The sequence below is a fragment of the Mycobacterium botniense genome (assembly GCF_010723305.1).
In the GTDB taxonomy this organism is placed as follows: domain Bacteria; phylum Actinomycetota; class Actinomycetes; order Mycobacteriales; family Mycobacteriaceae; genus Mycobacterium; species Mycobacterium botniense.
On sequence record NZ_BLKW01000002.1, the window covers coordinates 1,179,916 to 1,197,278 of the forward strand.

The following is a 17,363-nucleotide window of genomic DNA, read 5'->3' on the forward strand; positions in this document are numbered from 1 at the left end:
GCGGTTGAGGGGCGCTTAGCCGTTGAGCACGGCGCGCACGATGTCGGTCAGTATCCGGGGCTGGTCACTGTGGACCGAATGACCGGAATCTGGCACGACGTGCACACCCTGGAAGTGCCTGGCGCGTCGGCTGAGTTCCGCGACGTCCTCGGCGGTGACGAAGTTCGAGGCGCCGCCCCGCACCAGGGTGATAGGCACCGACGCGGCGGCGACATCGTTCCACAGATCGTCGAAATCGGGAACCGTGCGCATGACGTCATAGCGCCACATCCAACGGCCGTCATCGAGTCTGCGGGAATTATGGAACACGCCGCGCCGCAATGTCTTGACGTCGCGGTGTGGCGCGGCAGCAATCGCCAGATCCAGCATGGCGGTGAAACTGGGAAACTCCCGCGGGCCGTGGATCAACTGCACAGTGCCACGCTGATCGGCGGTCAGCTCGGAATGCCGCCGCAGCGAGGAGGGGGTGACGTCGATCAGGATAAGCCGGCGAACCAGGTCGGGCGCCACCGCGGCCAACCGGATCGCAGTCAGCCCTCCCAGTGACATGCCCACGACCAGGGCGGCACTGGGCGCAAGCTGGCGCAGCACCGGGGCCAGGGTGTCCGCATTGCGGCGCGGCGAATAATCGCTGTCGTCGCGCCAGGCGGAACGACCGTGGCCGGGTAGGTCCACAGCCAAAGCCGGCTCGCCCAGCCCGATGATCACAGTGTCCCACGTGTGCGCGTTTTGCCCGCCGCCGTGCAGAAAGATCACCCGCGGGGGGAGATCGCCCCACCGGAGTGCGCTGATATCCCCGCAGTCGAGCCGCCGCACGGACGGCAGCGGACCGACCACTCCGGCCTGCGCGGCGTTTTCGGCCAGCAGCGCGAACTCGGAGAGCCCAGCCAGATCCTCGTCGGAGATATCGAAGCGATCGGTCACAGAGACTGACCTTACGAGCCGTGCGGGGATCCAGCGCCCGGCCCCGCGCCGTCGCCGCGTTAGCCGATGATGAACTCTTCGAGCCGCGCGCGTGCCAGATCGTCGGGCATCTGCTGTGGCGGGCTTTTCATCAGATATGCTGACGCCGGAATCACCGGTCCGCCGATACCGCGGTCTTTGGCGATCTTGGCCGCTCGGATGGCGTCGATGATGACGCCGGCCGAATTCGGCGAGTCCCACACCTCAAGCTTGTACTCCAGGTTCAGCGGCACGTCGCCGAACGCCCGGCCCTCCAGTCGCACATAGGCCCACTTGCGATCATCCAGCCAGCCGACGTGGTCGGAGGGGCCGATATGCACGTTTTTGGTCTTGAACTCACGCTGCAGGTTCGACGTGACCGCCCGGGTCTTGGAGATCTTCTTCGACTCCAGCCGCTCACGCTCGAGCATGTTGAGAAAGTCCATGTTGCCGCCCACGTTGAGCTGCATCGTGCGGTCCAATTGCACGCCGCGGTCTTCGAACAGCTTGGCCAGCACCCGGTGAGTGATGGTGGCACCGACCTGGCTTTTGATGTCGTCGCCGACGATCGGTACCCCGGCCTCGGTGAACTTTTTAGCCCACAGCGGATCGGAGGCGATGAACACCGGCAGCGCGTTGACGAACGCCGCGCCGGCGTCAATGGCGCACTGGGCGTAAAACTTGTCGGCCTCTTCCGAACCCACCGGCAGATAGGACACCAGCACGTCGACGCGGGCGTCCCGCAGGACTTTGACAACGTCGACCGCCTCGGCATCGGAGAGTTCGATGGTGTCGGCGTAGTACTTGCCGATCCCGTCCAGAGTTGGCCCCCGCTGTACCACGACATTGGTGGGCGGCACATCGGCGATCTTGATGGTGTTGTTCTCCGAGGCGAAAATCGCGTCCGAGAGATCAAAGCCGACCTTCTTGGCGTCCACATCGAACGCCGCGACGAACTTCACATCACGAACGTGGTAGGGGCCGAACCGCACATGCATCAGGCCCGGCACGGATGTTGTCTCCTCAGCATCCCGGTAATACTCGACGCCCTGTACCAGCGAAGACGCGCAGTTGCCGACGCCGACAATGGCGACTCGGATCTCCGTCGACGCCTCGGGCGCGGTGTACTCACTCATAGGGCGTTCTCCTTACCTCTACCTGTGTCCTGCTGTTCACGTATTGCCGGGTTTTGCCGGGTTTTGCCGGGTTTTCAGGCCTGTTCGGCGCGGCTCTGCGCTACTCGCTCGGCGGCGATCAGCTCATTGAGCCACTTGACTTCACGTTCGCTGGACTCCAGCCCGAGTTGATGCAGCTGGCGGGTGTAGCGATCAAACGAACTGCTGGCCCGTGCAATTGCTTGCCGCAAACCTTCGCGGCGTTCCTCGACTTGACGGCGACGGCCCTCCAAAATGCGCATCCGGGCCTCCGCCGGGGTGCGGTTGAAGAATGCCAGGTGCACGCCGAAACCATCGTCGGTGTAGTTGTGCGGACCGGTGTCGGCCACCAGCTCGGCAAAACGCTGCCGGCCGGCGTCGGTCAGTTGATACACCCGTCGGGCACGCCGTACCGGCGTCCCAGCGGGCGCGGCGTTTTCGGCGATCAGCCCCTCAGCCTGCATGCGCCGCAACGCCGGGTAGAGGGAGCCGTAGGAAAACGCTCGGAACGCCCCGAGTAGACCCGTCAATCGTTTCCGCAACTCGTAGCCATGCATGGGCGACTCGAGCAGGAGACCCAGGATGGCGAGCTCCAGCACCGAATCACCTCCTTTGCTCGGCTCGCTACAACGGATCGACGCGTCGAGCAATCCTATCGCGTCGATATATTTACCACTACATCGGTGTGTGTTCCGGTCCCGTTCAGCCCCAGGTAACCGCCGAGCCAGTTGGCTGCGGCGCTGGTATGCGGCCCCGCGAGCCGGCCTGCGCTCCCGCGGATCCAGCCACGGACGCGGTGTCGGTCACAGCCCGGTGCCGGGATAGGCGTCGTACTCTGGTCAGCGTGCGATTGCAGCGACAGGTGGTCGATTATGCGCTTCGGCGTCGGTCCCTGCTGGCCGAGGTCTACTCGGGACGTACCGGTGTATCCGAGGTGTGTGACGCGAACCCCTATCTGCTGCGCGCCGCGAAGTTTCACGGCAAGCCCAGTCAGGTGATGTGCCCGATCTGCCGAAAGGAGCAACTCACACTGGTGTCGTGGGTGTTCGGCGATCAGCTCGGCGCGGTGTCAGGTTCGGCGCGCACCACCGAAGAGTTGCTCGCGATGGCATCCCGATACGAGGAGTTCTCCGTGCACGTGGTAGAGGTGTGCCGGACGTGTAGCTGGAATCACTTGGTGAAGTCCTATGTGCTCGGCGCCGGCCGTCCGCCCAAAGGCTCGCGCACCACACAGACAGCGGGTAACGGGGCTCGCACGGTCAGTGAATAGCGGAGAACCGCGCGACCGGTGGGCCAACGCCGGTGGGCCCGCTGCCAGCGGGGGATCCCGATATGTGCCGCCGGACGACCGGCTGACGACGGTGCTTCCGCCGGTCTGCGACGACTCATCGGCACAGCTGCGCGATCCGATCGACGCGGTCAAGGCGGCACTGGACGGACCGCGCCTGAAACCGGCCCAGCCGGGGCTGCTCAACACGGTCACCGCCGCGCCGGATAACGCACCGCCGGGGCGTGCGCGGCGGCACCCGCCGGGCGCGGGCGCCTCCCCACCGGGTGGTGGGGAGGGTGTTATTCCACCCGGTCCGCTGCCGCGTCGGCCTCCCCGCCTGAACTGGCCCTGGATCCGACGGGTGCACTGGCGGTGGGTGCGCCGCGCGCTCTACGTCACGGCAGCGGTCGTGCTGTTGTTGCCCATCGTCACCTTCGCCATGGCCTACCTCATCGTCGATGTCCCCAAGCCAGGTGACATCCGCACCAACCAGGTCTCGACGATTTTGGCCAGCGACGGTTCCGAATTGGCGAAAATAGTCCCGCCGGAAGGCAATCGGGTCGATGTCAACCTCGACCAAGTTCCGATGCACGTACGTCAGGCGGTGATCGCCGCCGAGGATCGCAACTTTTACTCCAATCCGGGGTTTTCGTTGACCGGCTTCGCACGCGCGGTGAAGAACAATATCTTCGGCGGTGATCTGCAAGGCGGATCCACGATTACCCAACAGTACGTGAAAAACGCGCTGGTGGGCTCTCAGCGGGTTGGGCTAAACGGGCTGATCCGCAAGGCCAAAGAGCTCGTGATCGCCACCAAGATGTCAGGAGAATGGTCTAAAGATGAAGTGCTGCAGGCCTACTTGAACATCATCTACTTCGGCAGGGGTGCCTACGGGATCGCAGCGGCCGCTAAGGCCTACTTCGACAAGCCGGTTGACCAGCTCAACGTGGCCGAAGGCGCCCTGCTGGCGGCGCTGATTCAACGGCCGTCCACCCTTGATCCGGCGGTTGACCTGAAAGGCGCCAAAGCCCGCTGGAACTGGGTACTGGACGGCATGGTCGAAATCGGTGCGCTGTCAGCGAAAGAGCGTGCCGCCCAGGTGTTTCCGCCAACACTGCCGCCAGATGAGGCCCAGGTGCAGAACCAGACCACTGGTCCCAACGGGCTCATCGAACGCCAGGTGACCAAGGAGCTGCTCGATCTGTTCAATATCAACGAGCAGACTCTGAACACCCAAGGTTTGCAGATCACCACCACAATCGACCCCAAGGCTCAGAAAGCCGCGGAAGAGGCGGTGTCGAAATACCTTGAGGGACAAGATCCCGACATGCGGGCCGCGGTGGCCGCGATCGACCCGCGGAACGGCGCGGTGAAAGCCTACTACGGCGGTTCGGACGCCAACGGTTTCGACTTCGCACAGGCAGGGTTGCAAACCGGCTCATCGTTCAAAGTGTTTGCGCTCGTCGCCGCGCTTGAACAGGGTATCGGCCTAGGCTACCAGGTGGACAGTTCCCCACTCACCGTCGATGGGATCAAGATCACCAACGTCGAGGGCGAGAGTTGCGGGATCTGCTCAATCGCGGAGGCGCTCAAACGCTCACTGAACACGTCGTATTACCGGTTGATGCTCAAACTCAAACATGGCCCAGAAGACGTAGCCGACGCCGCTCACCGGGCCGGTGTTGCAAGTAGTTTCCCCGGTGTGGCGCATACGCTGTCCGAAGATGGTCAAGGCGGACCACCTAACAACGGGATCGTGCTGGGCCAGTATCAGACTCGGGTAATCGATATGGCCTCGGCCTACGCAACGCTGGCCGCCTCGGGTGTCTATCACCGGCCGCATTTCGTGCAGAAGGTGGTTAGCTCCGACGGCCAGGTGCTCTTCGATGCGGGTGCTCAAGGTGATACCGGCGAACAGCGCATCGACAAGGCGGTCGCCGATAATGTGACAGCAGCGATGCAGCCGATCGCCGGCTATTCGCGCGGCCACAACCTCGCCGGCGGGAGGCCGTCGGCGGCTAAGACCGGTACCACCCAGTTGGGCGACACCGGCGCCAACAAGGACGCCTGGATGGTCGGCTACACGCCGTCACTGTCGACAGCGGTGTGGGTAGGCACTGTCGGGGGCGACAAGCCCCTGGTGAATAAGTGGGGTTCGCCCGTGTACGGGTCGAGCCTGCCGGCTGACATCTGGAAGGCCACGATGGACGGCGCGCTCAAGGGGACACCGAACGAGTCGTTCCCCAAGCCGACGGAGATCGGCGGTTACGCGGGTGTGCCGGCAGCCCCGCCGCAGCCGGAGCTGCCGGTGCAAGCGCCGCCCTCGGAGACCGTCATCCAGCCCACCATCGAGGTAGCGCCGGGGATCACCATCCCAGTGGGCCCGCCCACCACCATCCCCGTGATTCCGCCCGCCGGGGGCCCAGCAGCCCCGCCGGCGGCGGGACCGCAAGTTCCCGCACCGCCGCCGTGACCGGAACCGAGGCTTCACGTATCACGTCGCCTGGGCCACTGGCCGCTGATCTGCGCAGCGCCGACGATCGAGATTGCCCGAGCCGCACAGACGTCTTGGGTGCAGCCTTGTCACATGTCATCGGCGGGCCCGTGGGCCGGCACGCGTTACTGGGGCGCACACTGTTTTGGACGCCGTTACGGGTGATGTTGGCGATCGGGCTGGTGTTTTTGGCGCTGGGGTGGTCGACAAAGGCGCCCTGCCTGCAAAGCACCGGTACCGGACCAGGTGATCAGCGAGTGGCCAACTGGGAGCACCAGCGCGCCTATTACGAGTTGTGTTATTCCGACATCGTGCCGCTGTACGGCGCGGAGTTGTTGAGCCAGGGCAGATTTCCGTACAAGTCTAGCTGGGTCGAGACCGATTCCTCCGGCAAGCCGCAGCTCCGTTACGACGGTCAGCCAGCGGTGCGCTACATGGAGTATCCGGTGCTGACCGGTATCTACCAGTACGCGGCGATGGCGGTGGCCAAGACCTATACGGCGCTGAGCAAGCTGAGCGTGTTCCCGGTGGTCGCCGAGGTGGTGGTGTTCTTCGACGTTGCCGCGTTCGGGCTGGCGCTGGCCTGGCTGGCGACCATCTGGGCCGCGGCCAGACTGGCCGGACGACGGGTCTGGGACGCGGCGCTGGTGGCAGCTTCTCCTGTGGTGATATTTCAGATCTTCACCAATTTTGACGCGCTCGCAACAGCATTCGCGATCGCTGCGCTGCTGGCTTGGGCACGGCGAAGACCAACCTGGGCCGGTGTGTTGTTCGGGCTGGGTGTCGCAGCGAAGCTCTATCCGGTGCTGTTCTTGGGGCCCTTGTTGGTCCTGGGAATCCGCGTTGGGCGCGTTGGTGAGGTGATCCGCACCGCAGTGACCATGGTGGCGACCTGGCTGGTGGTGAATCTTCCGGTGATGCTGCTTTTCCCGCGCGGCTGGTCAGAGTTTTTCCGGCTCAACACCCGTCGTGGTGACGACATGGACTCGCTCTACAACGTCGTGAAGTCGTTCACCGGCTGGCGCGGTTTCGATCCCGCACTGGGCTTTTGGCAACCACCGATAGTGCTGAACACCGTCAGCGCGGCACTCTTTGTAATGTGTTGTACAGCAATAGCTTACGTTGTGCTAACTGCTCCGCGCCGGCCTCGGGCGGCGCAGTCGATATTTTTGGTGGTGGCGGCATTTTTGTTAACGAGCAAGGTGTGGAGTCCACAGTTCTCGCTGTGGCTGGTGCCGCTGGCGGTACTTGCTGTGCCGCATCGGAGGATCCTGCTGGCGTGGATGACGGTGGACGCGGTCGTCTGGGTGCCGCGGATGTATTACCTGTACGCCGTTCCCAACCGGAGCCTGCCGGAACAGTGGTTTACTGCGACCGTGCTCCTGCGCGACATCGCCGTCGTGGCGCTGTGTGTGCTGGTGGTGCGGCAGATTTACCGGCCCGGCGAGGATTTGGTGCGTTGGGGTGGGCGCCTGGATGACCCGGCGGGCGGGGTGTTTGACCGGGCGCGCGACGCGCCACCCGGCTGGCTGCCCCGGTGGCTGCGGCCGGCTCAATCACGGCGGCCGGCCGCAGCAGGTGCGACTCCTGATTTCGCGGGTTAGGCCAGCATCCGGTAACCTGGGCCGGTCGCCGACGCAGCAGGTGGCCCTCCTGCCACGGACCGCCCGTGGCCGCACAGACCAGAGGAGGTGATGAGGTTCCCGTGCGTCCTTACGAAATTATGGTCATCCTCGACCCCACTCTCGACGAGCGCACCGTGGCCCCGTCCTTGGAGACGTTCCTTAACGTTGTCCGAAAGGACGGGGGAACCGTGCAGAAAGTTGACATCTGGGGTCGCCGCCGGCTGGCGTACGAGATTGCGAAACATTCCGAAGGCATCTACGTGGTGATCAACCTCGACGCCGAGCCGAAAACGGTCTCTGAGCTGGACCGTCAGCTTAGGTTGAATGAATCGGTGCTGCGCACCAAAGTGCTGCGCACCGACCAGCGCTAGCGCGTCCGGTGACGATGCAGGCCGTCGAGCGGCAGACCCGTTAATGAACGACTGCCAAGCGTCAGAGCCGTTGCGTAGGCTCTGCGATAGGCGCTTACCGCAAAGCGTCGGGCTCAAATCTATCCACGCACGGATCCCAGGAGGACGTTGTGGCTGGTGATACCACTATCACCGTCGTCGGTAACTTAACCGCCGACCCCGAGCTGCGGTTCACCCCGTCCGGTGCTGCCGTGGCGAACTTCACCGTCGCCTCAACGCCGCGGATCTATGACCGCCAGAGTGGAGAATGGAAAGACGGCGAGGCATTGTTCTTGCGCTGCAATATCTGGCGAGAGGCAGCCGAGAACGTGGCCGAAAGCCTCACCCGGGGCGCGCGGGTGATCGTCACCGGCCGGCTCAAGCAGCGGTCCTTCGAAACCCGCGAGGGCGAAAAACGCACCGTGGTGGAGGTCGAGGTCGACGAAGTCGGCCCGTCATTGCGCTACGCCACCGCCAAGGTCAACAAGGCCAGCCGGAGCGGCGGTGGAGCGGGCGGAGCCCGACCAGCGTCGGCTGCGCCGAGCGCTGGAGCCGCTGACGACCCGTGGGGCAGCGCGCCCGCCGCGGGCTCGTTCGGTGACACTGATGACGAACCACCCTTCTGATACCGACTTGAGCCCAGGAACGAAAGAGGAACGAGAGAGAAAGATCCATGGCTAAATCGAAACGGCGCCCCACGCCGGAAAAGCCGGTCAAGACGAAGAAGTGCGTGTTCTGCGCCAAGAAAGACCAAGTGATCGACTATAAAGACACGGCGCTGCTGCGCACCTACATTAGTGAACGCGGCAAGATCCGGGCGCGCCGCGTCACAGGTAACTGTGTGCAGCACCAGCGTGATATCGCGCTCGCGGTGAAAAACGCCCGGGAAATGGCGCTGCTCCCATTCACGTCATCAGCGCGGTAACCGATAAAGGGCCGGAACGGAAAGAGCACAGCGATGAAATTGATCCTTACCGCCGACGTCGATCATCTCGGTTCTGTCGGCGAAACCGTCGAGGTCAAAGACGGGTATGGGCGCAACTTCTTGCTTCCGCGCGGGTTGGCGATCGTGGCCACTCGGGGCGCGCAGAAGCAGGCTGAGGAGATTCGCCGCGCGCGGGACAGCAAAAAGGTGCGCGATTTGGAGCACGCCAACGAGATCAAGGGCGCCATCGAGGCGCTGGGCGTGGTCACGCTGCCGGTCAAGGCCGCGGGCGATACCGGCAAGCTCTTCGGCTCGGTGACCGCCGGTGATGTGGTCGGCGCGATTAAGGCGGCCGGTGGACCGAACCTCGACAAGCGGATCGTGCGGTTACCCCGGGAACACATCAAGGCGCTGGGAGCTCATTCGGTGTGGGTACGTTTGCATCCCGAAGTCGACGTCGAGGTAGCGCTCAACGTCGTGGCGAAAGACTAATCGGGCAATGAGGCGGGTGGCGGCCGCTGCGTGGCCGCCACCAGTGCTCCCAGCCGGGCGAACAAATCCCGGTCACTTCTCACTTAGCTAACGTAACGGTTCGTTAACGCAGCGCATAACTGACCGCAACACAACACGCCCGAAATCGCAACCCGGCCCGACACGCCGAAGAGATTCTCATCCACAGAATTCACGGCGGGTTATCGTCCGGCTAGCTGCGGTGATGGTGCAACACCCGACATCGGTCCACAGGTTGTCCACAACCGCTTCAACACGGCGACAAATATATATGCACACTCGATGCACAGGTTTATGAACAGTGCCACTTGGAGTCCGTGCCAGCAACGTTTAACGTCGACCGTCGCGAGACGAATGCCGGCGTGTCAGCACGAGATGATGCGAGTCCGCGCAGCGGGTCATCCAGGAGGTGGGCAGGTGGGCTGAGGCGAGCGGTGTCGGTGTCTTGTTCTACTGTTCACGACATTCGAATGTGCGTTCGACAGCTGCTGCGTCGAGGGGAGGTGAGCGCCCATGGCGGTTATCGACGATCTCGGCTATCCCGGCATGGATGCGTCGCCATCCAGTGACGACTTCGGCCGTCAGCCCCCACAGGACCTCGCCGCTGAGCAGGCGGTGCTGGGTGGGATGTTGCTGAGCAAGGATGCGATCGCCGATGTAGTGGAACGGCTTCGGCCCGGCGACTTCTATCGGCCGGCGCACCAAAATGTTTACGACGCAATTTTGGACCTCTATGGGCGCGGCGAGCCGGCCGATGCGGTGACAGTAGCCGCTGAACTGGACCGCCAAGGCCTGCTGCGCCGGGTGGGAGGCGCGCCCTACCTGCACACGCTGATCTCGACAGTCCCGACGGCCGCCAACGCGGGCTATTACGCGGGGATTGTCGCCGAAAAAGCACTGCTACGCCGGCTGGTGGAGGCCGGGACGCGGGTGGTGCAGTACGGCTATGCGGGTGCAGAGGGCGCTGATGTGGCCGCGGTGGTCGACCGCGCCCAGGCCGAGATCTATGACGTCACCGACCGGCGTCTCTCTGAGGACTTCGTCCCACTCGAGGATCTGCTGCAGCCGACGATGGACGAGATCGACGCCATCGCGTCCAATGGCGGCATAGCGCGCGGCGTGCCGACCGGGTTCACCGAACTCGACGAGGTGACCAACGGGCTGCACCCCGGACAGATGGTCATCGTCGCCGCCCGCCCGGGGGTGGGAAAAGCGCTGGCACTCAACACGCCGCTGCCCACTCCCTCGGGGTGGACCACGATGGGCGACGTCGCCGTCGGTGACGAACTGCTGGGCGCCGACGGGATGCCGACCCGGGTGCTGGCCGCGACCGATGTGATGCTGGGTCGCCCGTGCTACGAGATCGAGTTCTCCGACGGCACGGTCATCGTCGCCGATGCCGATCACCAATGGCCGACCGGGTATGGCATCCGCACGACAGCTGAACTGCGTTGCGGTCTGGACACGATCGCGGCAGCCGGCTCGATTGCGCCCTATGCGGAGCGCCGCGCGACAGCCACCTTGATGGCACCGGTGCTGCAGCTGACCGCGGTGCGCCGGGTGCGCAGCGTTCCGGTGCGCTGCGTCCAAGTGGACAACGCCGCGCACTTGTATCTGGCGGGCCGCGGCATGATACCCACGCATAACTCCACTTTGGGATTGGATTTTCTGCGGTCGTGTTCGATCCGCCACCGGATGGCCAGCGTCATCTTCTCGTTAGAGATGAGCAAGTCCGAGATCGTGATGCGCCTGCTGTCGGCGGAAGCGAAAATCAAACTGTCCGACATGCGTTCAGGTCGTATGAGTGATGATGACTGGACCCGGCTGGCGCGGCGGATGAGCGAAATCAGCGAGGCACCATTGTATATTGATGACTCGCCGAACTTGACGATGATGGAGATCCGCGCTAAGGCGCGCCGGCTGCGGCAGAAAGCCGACCTGAAGCTTGTCGTCGTGGACTACCTGCAGCTCATGACCTCGGGTAAAAAGTTCGAGTCGCGGCAGGTGGAAGTGTCGGAATTCTCGCGCAGCCTCAAGCTGCTCGCCAAGGAGCTGGATGTTCCCGTCGTCGCGATCAGCCAGCTCAACCGCAGTCCTGAACAACGCCACGATAAGAAGCCGATGCTGGCTGATCTTCGGGAAAGTGGTTCACTGGAACAAGATTCAGATTTGGTGATTCTGCTGCATCGCCCTGATGCTTTCGAACGCGACGATCCGCGCGCCGGCGAGGCCGATCTGATTGTTGCTAAGCACCGCAACGGCCCAACCAAGACGGTCACCGTCGCGCACCAGCTGCATCTGTCGCGGTTCGCCAATATGGCGCGGTAGTCATCCGGTACCGGTTCTCACCGAACGTGGTGGAATCTCACGAATGGTGGCCGAGTGGTTAATGCTCGTCCTCGTGACATGACAATGGCGGCTGCGCCGCGAAGGTGAGAATATCTTGAACTGTTGACGTCACGAAGGAGCCTCTGCACCAACGACATTGGTTCGTTAGCTGCTCATCGGACCGCCATGATGGGCAGTTGCAGATATGAGGAGTGTTCCCCGCCGGTGTGGATGATGTGCTGTCCGCTGTTGCGCGGGGCGTATTCACGTAGTCCGGGCATCCATGGGCCAAATAGGTTTTGCGCGCTGATGATCAGCCTGAGCTGCTCGCCGGGGTAAAAGACCAGCCCGATCGGCAGCAGGTCGATATCGACGGCGACGACTTCACCGGGAGTCAGTTTCTCGATGCGGTCGAAGCTGTGGACGGGGACTTCGTCGGTCGACATCGTCTCGTCTAAGTGCCGCATCGACACGCGCAGGCGGCCGCTGGATCCCTTGTACCGCAGGATCGACGCTCCCCGCTCGGTGACATCGTGGATCATGGCGCCGTGGTTGGGCACGGTGAAGCCCTGCAAAGGTGTTCCCTGCTCACTGAGCTTCTGGACGAAGACAAACAGATCCATGTCGTCAGCGCCCTCCGCCTCGACCCACAGCCGCGCTTTGGGGTAGCCGACCATCGTGGTCTCGTGGTCGAAGCGGACAATGAAGGACACCCAGCTTGGATTAGCTTGCGTGTCGTAGACCGTCGTCACCTGCTGCGCAGGCGCCTGGGTGCGTAGTGTGCGTGAGCGGCCGTCGAGGTAGTACTTCGTGTAGGCGATGCCCTCCGGCGGGAACTGATGGGCGGCCAGATTGACCCTGTCGCCGCCTTCCAGGTCGAGAAGGGCGTACCGCACGCGCGGCGTCTGTTCCCAGCCGTTGTCCTCACCCTTGAGGAAATGATCGAAAAACCGGCGCAGATCCTCGGTGTTGGCCTCGTCGTAGTAGTCGGGCCATTCCTGGCTGTTGTGGATGCGCAACCACTTGTCCTTCGACCCAATTTGCCGCCAGGCGCGGAAAGTGCCCGCCGTATGCAGCGTGTTGGAGTAGCTGGCCACGACGTATGCCGGCACAGTAATCCGGTCGACGCGCGGGATCTTGTTCTGCCACAACTGATTCATCAGCGGGTAGCGCTGTGCCTCGGCGAGAATGTCTTCCTTGCGGTTCTTGCCCCAGAAGCTGTTGTCGCGGAGTTGTCGGGCGAACCCGGTGTCGGGTATTCCGCCGCGCATCACCAGATCGCGGTAGACGTCGCTGATCCCCTCCCACGGGTTGATCGCCGCCAGGTGGGGCGGCTGTTCGGCCGCGGTAAACCATTGCGCGACCGCTAGATAGGAGGTGCCGCTCATGGCGACCTTGCCGCTGCACCAATCCTGAACGGCCAGCCACTCAATGAGATCATGGCAGTCTTGGCCTTCTTGACGGTCCCACAGCACGCTGTCACCTTCAGAGTCGCTGACGCCCCGAGGATCGGGATTGCAGATGGCGTAACCGTGAGCACACCAGTACGCGGGGTCAGGCCCCTCGAACTTGTGCAGACCCGACACGATCGCGTTGTCCAGACCGACCAACCCGAACACTGCCATCGCGGCCGGGGCGCTGCCCTCACCCTTACCGTACGGGCTCCACGCCACGATGACCGGCACCTTCTCGGCGCCGGCCGGCCGGAAGATGTCGACATAGATCGTCACTCCGTCACGGAGGGTGACCGGGACGTCCTTGTCGAGCACGATGTCGACCGGTAGCGCCCTAAACGGAGGCGCGAGCCGAAAGCCGGCGGGTAGGGTCCGCGTGCCGGGATCGAATCCGCTGAGCACACCGTACCTGTCACCCGGTTCCAACGGATGCGATGGCATAAACACCTTCTCCACCCGAGCCATATGCCTCCTTTGACATCGCGGCGCGCCCTCCGCTCTTCCCGACGATAGGGCCCAACCCGGCAAGAAATCAACAGCCGTTGAGATGATCGCGCGGGCGACGGTAGATTCGGGGCGTGACCGCTAACAGGACGCCGGCGGTGCGCCGCGGGCGTCGGCCCGGTATCAGCACAACCCGGCAGGCCATCCTCGACGCGGCCCGCGCCCGGTTCGCCAGCGATGGATTCGCTGCGACGACGATCAGGCAGGTCGCTGCCGATGCGGGAGTCGACGCTTCGCTGGTGATGCAGTTCTACCAGTCGAAAAATGAGCTGTTCGGCGCGGTCATGTCGATATCGCCGGAGGCGTTGGCAGATTTGACTCATGCGTTCGAGGGACCCGTCGAGCGCCTCGGCGAACGTGTGGTTCGCGCCTTTCTGGGTGTGTGGGAGGGCGCTTCTCAGGATTCGGACGCGCTCATGGCGATGCTGCGGGGCGCCATCGTCAACGAGCGCGCAAACGCACAGCTACGGGAGTTCATCCAAGCCCGGCTACTCGACAGCATCGACTCATGGCCGGTCCGCCACGACGATGCGGCGCTGCGCGCCGGACTGGCGTCGGCGATGCTCGTCGGGATCGTCGTCGGACGACGAATCGTCGGTGTTCCGGTGCTTGCGAATGCAGACCGGGAAACACTCGTCGAACTTCTCGCACCGGCAGTCCAGAGCGTGCTGACATCGCCGGCCTCGGAATCGGAGAGTTCGTCAGGCGAACTCGTGCGCAGCAGACAGGAGACGAACCGCGAATGCCAAGACGAACGGAAGCGCACTGGTGCGGCTGAGCGTGAGAGCCCGCATGTAAAGACTCACTAGCCTCGGTGATATCTGACGGGTGATTGCGGTGCGATGCGGGTCTGTTAATGTCGAGCCCTAATGGCGGTAATGTCATCGATGAAGCTCGACTTGAGTTGGCACACTTAATCTTTGCAGATCTCTGTGCGAATGTGATTGCTGCTGGCCGTCGCTCAACCGTTTGCGCTTCGCGCTTTGCGCCGACCGAGCGTCGGGAAAGCAGATCTCGGACTGCCAGGCGATCACAGACACGGACGTGTTCACGCATCAGTCACTCGAAGCCGGCCTATCACATCAAATCTATTGTGCTGCAATATATCTAGTGCACATACCGAATTGTCCTACCAGGGAGCACTTGAGCCATACCACAACTGGGGAGACACCGCGGCAAAGGCGACTTCGAGAGCGGCCGCGTTCGCGCTCATCGGTATCTCCTCCCTCAGCCGGTTCGCGATGAGCCCTAAGACGGAACAGGCCCTAACACGCACGGGGCCGACTGACGCCTTCGACACCGCGCGATATCGGCTGGGTAGCTTGTCGGGCACGTGCCATCTCCAGTCATGCCAACCCTACCTTGCATATAGGTAAGGCTTCCCTATCGCTCACTCAAAAGTGTTGAGGCACATCACGTTAGCTTGACCAGTCCGAGTGGTCGTGCCAGTATTACCACGCGTGCACCTCGCTAGGTGAGGCTTCTGCACCGGACACAGGCCACTGACCCCGAACGTCGAGAGACGGGTCAGGACAGCTCCTCCCGGCCTAAGGGTTGAGCCCAAGTGGCTTCCGAAGATTGATCGGATACGCCGTGCAGTGCCGAAACCCGGACGAGTGGGGTGTCGCCGCGGTTGATCGTCAGGTGGCCCGACCCTTTTGTGCGACGTATCGGCATCCCTTGTGCCCTGGCCGTGAGGAGGTGAGAGCGAGATGAGTCCTAGTGATAGTCCCTATCCGAGTTCGGTGACCGTTTTGCTCAGATCAGTCCTCGGTTTAGTCCTCTTTAGCTGAATCAGACTGCACTGACCGAGCGTTCACGGGCACGCTTTGTTTTGCTATGCGCGCGTGTCGATTCCGAACCTAGGATTCTGCAGTTCTCGAGTTCTGGTCGCATCGTTACGGGAGGTTGTGATGTCGTTGCCGCCGCTGTGCCGAAGCTGTTCGCGGGTGTTGCCGGCGATGGTTCGCACTGCATCACCCACCTCTGGGCAGACGATGCCGAAGCTGTAGGCGTGGCTTTATCACCGACCTCGGACGCCACCGGCGCGGAGGTTAACTGCTGCACTGATAAGGAGAAGTTCGATGGCTTTTGTTGTGACACAACCGGAAACGCTCGCAGGTGCGGCGGGCGACTTGGCACGGATCGGGTCGGCGGTAGCTACGATGAACGAGGCTACTTGGGCACCGATCACTGGTGTGGTGCCGCCCGCCGCCGACCAGGTTTCGGTTTTGACGGCGCTCGAGTTCGCCGCCTACGGCCAGCTATATCGGATGCTCAGCGTTCAGGCTGAGCAGGTTCTCGACGCGTTCGTCGCTACCTTGAGGGACAGTGCTGGATCGTATGCGCTCACCGAAGCCGCCAACACTGTTGTCGCCGGGGGGTGAGGTGGTGATCGGTGTGTGGGATTTCGGGGCGCTGCCTCCAGAGATCAATTCCGGCTTGATGTATGCCGGTGCGGGCTCGTCTGCGTTGATCGCTGCCGCAAACGCGTGGGCCAGCTTGGCCCAGGAACTCGACGCGGCCGCAAGCGGCTGCGCCGCAGTGCTATCCAAGCTGACAAGTGACGCGTGGAAAGGACCGGCAGCGGCGGAGATGGCCAGCGCAGCGGCCCCCTACGTGGCGTGGCTGCACGCCAGCTCCGACCGTGCCGCCCGGGCGGCCAGCAGTGCCGCCGCCGCCGCCAACGCCTATCAGACCGCGTATGCGGCCACCGTGCCACCAGCGGTGATCGCTGCCAACCGGGCGCAGCTGGCGGCGCTGGTGGCCACCAACGTGCTGGGCCAAAACACCCCGGCCATCGCGGCCACCGAAGCCCACTACAGTCATATGTGGGCCCGCGACGCCACCGCCATGTACAGCTACGCCGGTCACTGCGCCGCCGCAGCGGCTCTCGACCCGCTGACCGCGCCCCCGGCCACCACCACCCCCGTCGGGCCGGGCGCCCAAACCGCTGCAACCGCACACGCCGCCGCGGCCGCCGCCAGCCAAACCACCCTGTCCCAACTCATCACCACCCTGCCCACCACGCTGCACACACTCGCCACCCCCTCGGCGCTAAGTTCAGCGTTGAATTCGCTGAACGTCATCGATCCGGCGAACGCCTCGTCGGCCTCAGGTTTGTCCGGCCTGCTGAATATGCTCAGCGGCCGAACCGGATCGTCATTAGGCGCCTTCCTCAACTCAGAAACACTCTCGTCCGCTTTCTCCGGTGGGTTTTTCAACCCAGAGGGCTTCCTGTCAGCGTTTCACGCATTTGACTGGATTGCGATCTACGCGGCCACCGATTACGTGCACAGCGTTATGGGCGCAGGAGCAGGCGGAGGTGTCGGGGGAGTCGGCGGGGGGGCGATATCGCAGATGGGCAGCGTCACTGCGGCCCCGCCCAGCCAAGGTGTACTCGGCGTTTTGGCTGCTGCCCACACCGGCGACGCCGCGGCCACCGCCGGTGTCGGTAAAGCCACCATGGTCGGGGGGCTGTCGGCACCACCTGCCTGGACCAGCACGGCAGCGCCAGCTGTACGTCTTGTTAGCGCCGAGAGTCCACTATCAGCTGCGACACCCTTGGCTAGCCCAATCCTCACAACCGGGATGCCGCGCCTCTCCACGGCTCGTATGGTCGGCAAAACCCCGGGTAACCGGCACAGCACGCCTGCTAACGGCACACCCGCTTACGGTATCCCTACCGACGATGGCATCCCCAGCCGATCCCTTTCCGCCCACACACCCGCCGGCGGGTAGCGGTCTAATTTCTCGACTCACGCACAA

15 protein-coding genes and 1 riboswitch are annotated in these 17,363 nt (G+C 63.5%); of the genes, 11 read left to right on the forward strand and 4 right to left on the reverse strand.

The genetic code is table 11. The annotated features are described in order from the left end of the window. Positions 1-15 precede the first annotated feature (15 nt). From G6N08_RS05575 to G6N08_RS05585, 3 genes are all read right to left on the reverse strand, one after another. The gene (locus tag G6N08_RS05575; protein ID WP_163755095.1) at positions 16-924 is read right to left on the reverse strand and encodes an Rv0045c family esterase; all 909 of its coding nucleotides are present in this window, start codon (positions 922-924) and stop codon (positions 16-18) included. A 59-nt stretch (positions 925-983) separates the two neighbouring features. Beyond that, positions 984-2,078, reverse strand: a complete 1,095-nt coding sequence (locus G6N08_RS05580; protein ID WP_163755097.1) for an inositol-3-phosphate synthase — start codon at positions 2,076-2,078, stop codon at positions 984-986. Between the two features lie 74 nt (positions 2,079-2,152). Beyond that, positions 2,153-2,695 (reverse strand): PadR family transcriptional regulator, encoded by a 543-nt coding sequence (locus tag G6N08_RS05585; RefSeq protein ID WP_163755100.1) that lies wholly within the window; start codon positions 2,693-2,695, stop codon positions 2,153-2,155. Positions 2,696-2,940: 245 nt separating this feature from the next. Here G6N08_RS05585 and G6N08_RS05590 point away from each other — a divergent pair, with 245 nt between their 5' ends. The 8 genes from G6N08_RS05590 to dnaB all read left to right on the forward strand — a co-directional run bounded on the left by G6N08_RS05590 (position 2,941) and on the right by dnaB (position 11,637). Beyond that, complete coding sequence (locus tag G6N08_RS05590; RefSeq protein ID WP_174813255.1) at positions 2,941-3,366, forward strand: DUF5318 domain-containing protein; 426 nt, start codon at positions 2,941-2,943, stop codon at positions 3,364-3,366. 64 nt (positions 3,367-3,430) lie between these two features. Further along, positions 3,431-5,839 carry a transglycosylase domain-containing protein gene (locus G6N08_RS05595; RefSeq protein WP_246216617.1) on the forward strand — a complete coding sequence of 803 codons (2,409 nt, stop codon included), beginning with the start codon at positions 3,431-3,433 and terminating at the stop codon, positions 5,837-5,839. Beyond that, complete coding sequence (locus tag G6N08_RS05600; RefSeq protein ID WP_163755106.1) at positions 5,836-7,464, forward strand: glycosyltransferase family 87 protein; 1,629 nt, start codon at positions 5,836-5,838, stop codon at positions 7,462-7,464. Before G6N08_RS05595 ends, G6N08_RS05600 begins: the two co-directional genes overlap by 4 nt. A gap of 101 nt (positions 7,465-7,565) precedes the next feature. Further along, a complete protein-coding gene (rpsF, locus tag G6N08_RS05605; protein WP_163756735.1) occupies positions 7,566-7,856 on the forward strand; it encodes a 30S ribosomal protein S6 in 291 nt (96 codons plus the stop codon). A 149-nt stretch (positions 7,857-8,005) separates the two neighbouring features. Continuing rightward, entirely contained in the window at positions 8,006-8,500 is a 495-nt protein-coding gene (locus G6N08_RS05610) for a single-stranded DNA-binding protein (RefSeq protein WP_163755108.1), read from the forward strand. A 47-nt stretch (positions 8,501-8,547) separates the two neighbouring features. Then, positions 8,548-8,799: a 30S ribosomal protein S18 gene (rpsR, locus tag G6N08_RS05615; RefSeq protein ID WP_163755110.1), complete on the forward strand. Its 252-nt coding sequence runs from the start codon at positions 8,548-8,550 to the stop codon at positions 8,797-8,799. Between the two features lie 33 nt (positions 8,800-8,832). Next, positions 8,833-9,291 carry a 50S ribosomal protein L9 gene (gene rplI / locus G6N08_RS05620; RefSeq protein ID WP_163755112.1) on the forward strand — a complete coding sequence of 153 codons (459 nt, stop codon included), beginning with the start codon at positions 8,833-8,835 and terminating at the stop codon, positions 9,289-9,291. A gap of 531 nt (positions 9,292-9,822) precedes the next feature. Next, positions 9,823-11,637: a replicative DNA helicase gene (dnaB, locus tag G6N08_RS05625; RefSeq protein ID WP_163755115.1), complete on the forward strand. Its 1,815-nt coding sequence runs from the start codon at positions 9,823-9,825 to the stop codon at positions 11,635-11,637. Positions 11,638-11,810: 173 nt separating this feature from the next. Here the strand turns inward: dnaB and G6N08_RS05630 are convergent, their stop codons facing one another. Then, complete coding sequence (locus G6N08_RS05630) at positions 11,811-13,556, reverse strand: CocE/NonD family hydrolase (protein ID WP_163755117.1); 1,746 nt, start codon at positions 13,554-13,556, stop codon at positions 11,811-11,813. A 113-nt stretch (positions 13,557-13,669) separates the two neighbouring features. On the opposite strand from G6N08_RS05630, the gene G6N08_RS05635 reads away from it, so the two are divergent. The 3 genes from G6N08_RS05635 (at position 13,670) to G6N08_RS05645 (ending at position 17,336) form a co-directional block, all read left to right on the forward strand. Next, positions 13,670-14,404 carry a TetR/AcrR family transcriptional regulator gene (locus G6N08_RS05635; RefSeq protein WP_218033342.1) on the forward strand — a complete coding sequence of 245 codons (735 nt, stop codon included), beginning with the start codon at positions 13,670-13,672 and terminating at the stop codon, positions 14,402-14,404. 650 nt (positions 14,405-15,054) lie between these two features. Beyond that, positions 15,055-15,223, forward strand: a riboswitch (M-box (ykoK) riboswitch). Positions 15,224-15,679: 456 nt separating this feature from the next. Further along, positions 15,680-15,982, forward strand: coding sequence for a PE family protein (locus tag G6N08_RS05640; protein ID WP_163755119.1), 303 nt, complete (start codon positions 15,680-15,682; stop codon positions 15,980-15,982). Further along, positions 15,939-17,336, forward strand: coding sequence for a PPE family protein (locus G6N08_RS05645; RefSeq protein ID WP_163755121.1), 1,398 nt, complete (start codon positions 15,939-15,941; stop codon positions 17,334-17,336). Before G6N08_RS05640 ends, G6N08_RS05645 begins: the two co-directional genes overlap by 44 nt. The last annotated feature ends 27 nt before the right edge of the window (positions 17,337-17,363 follow it).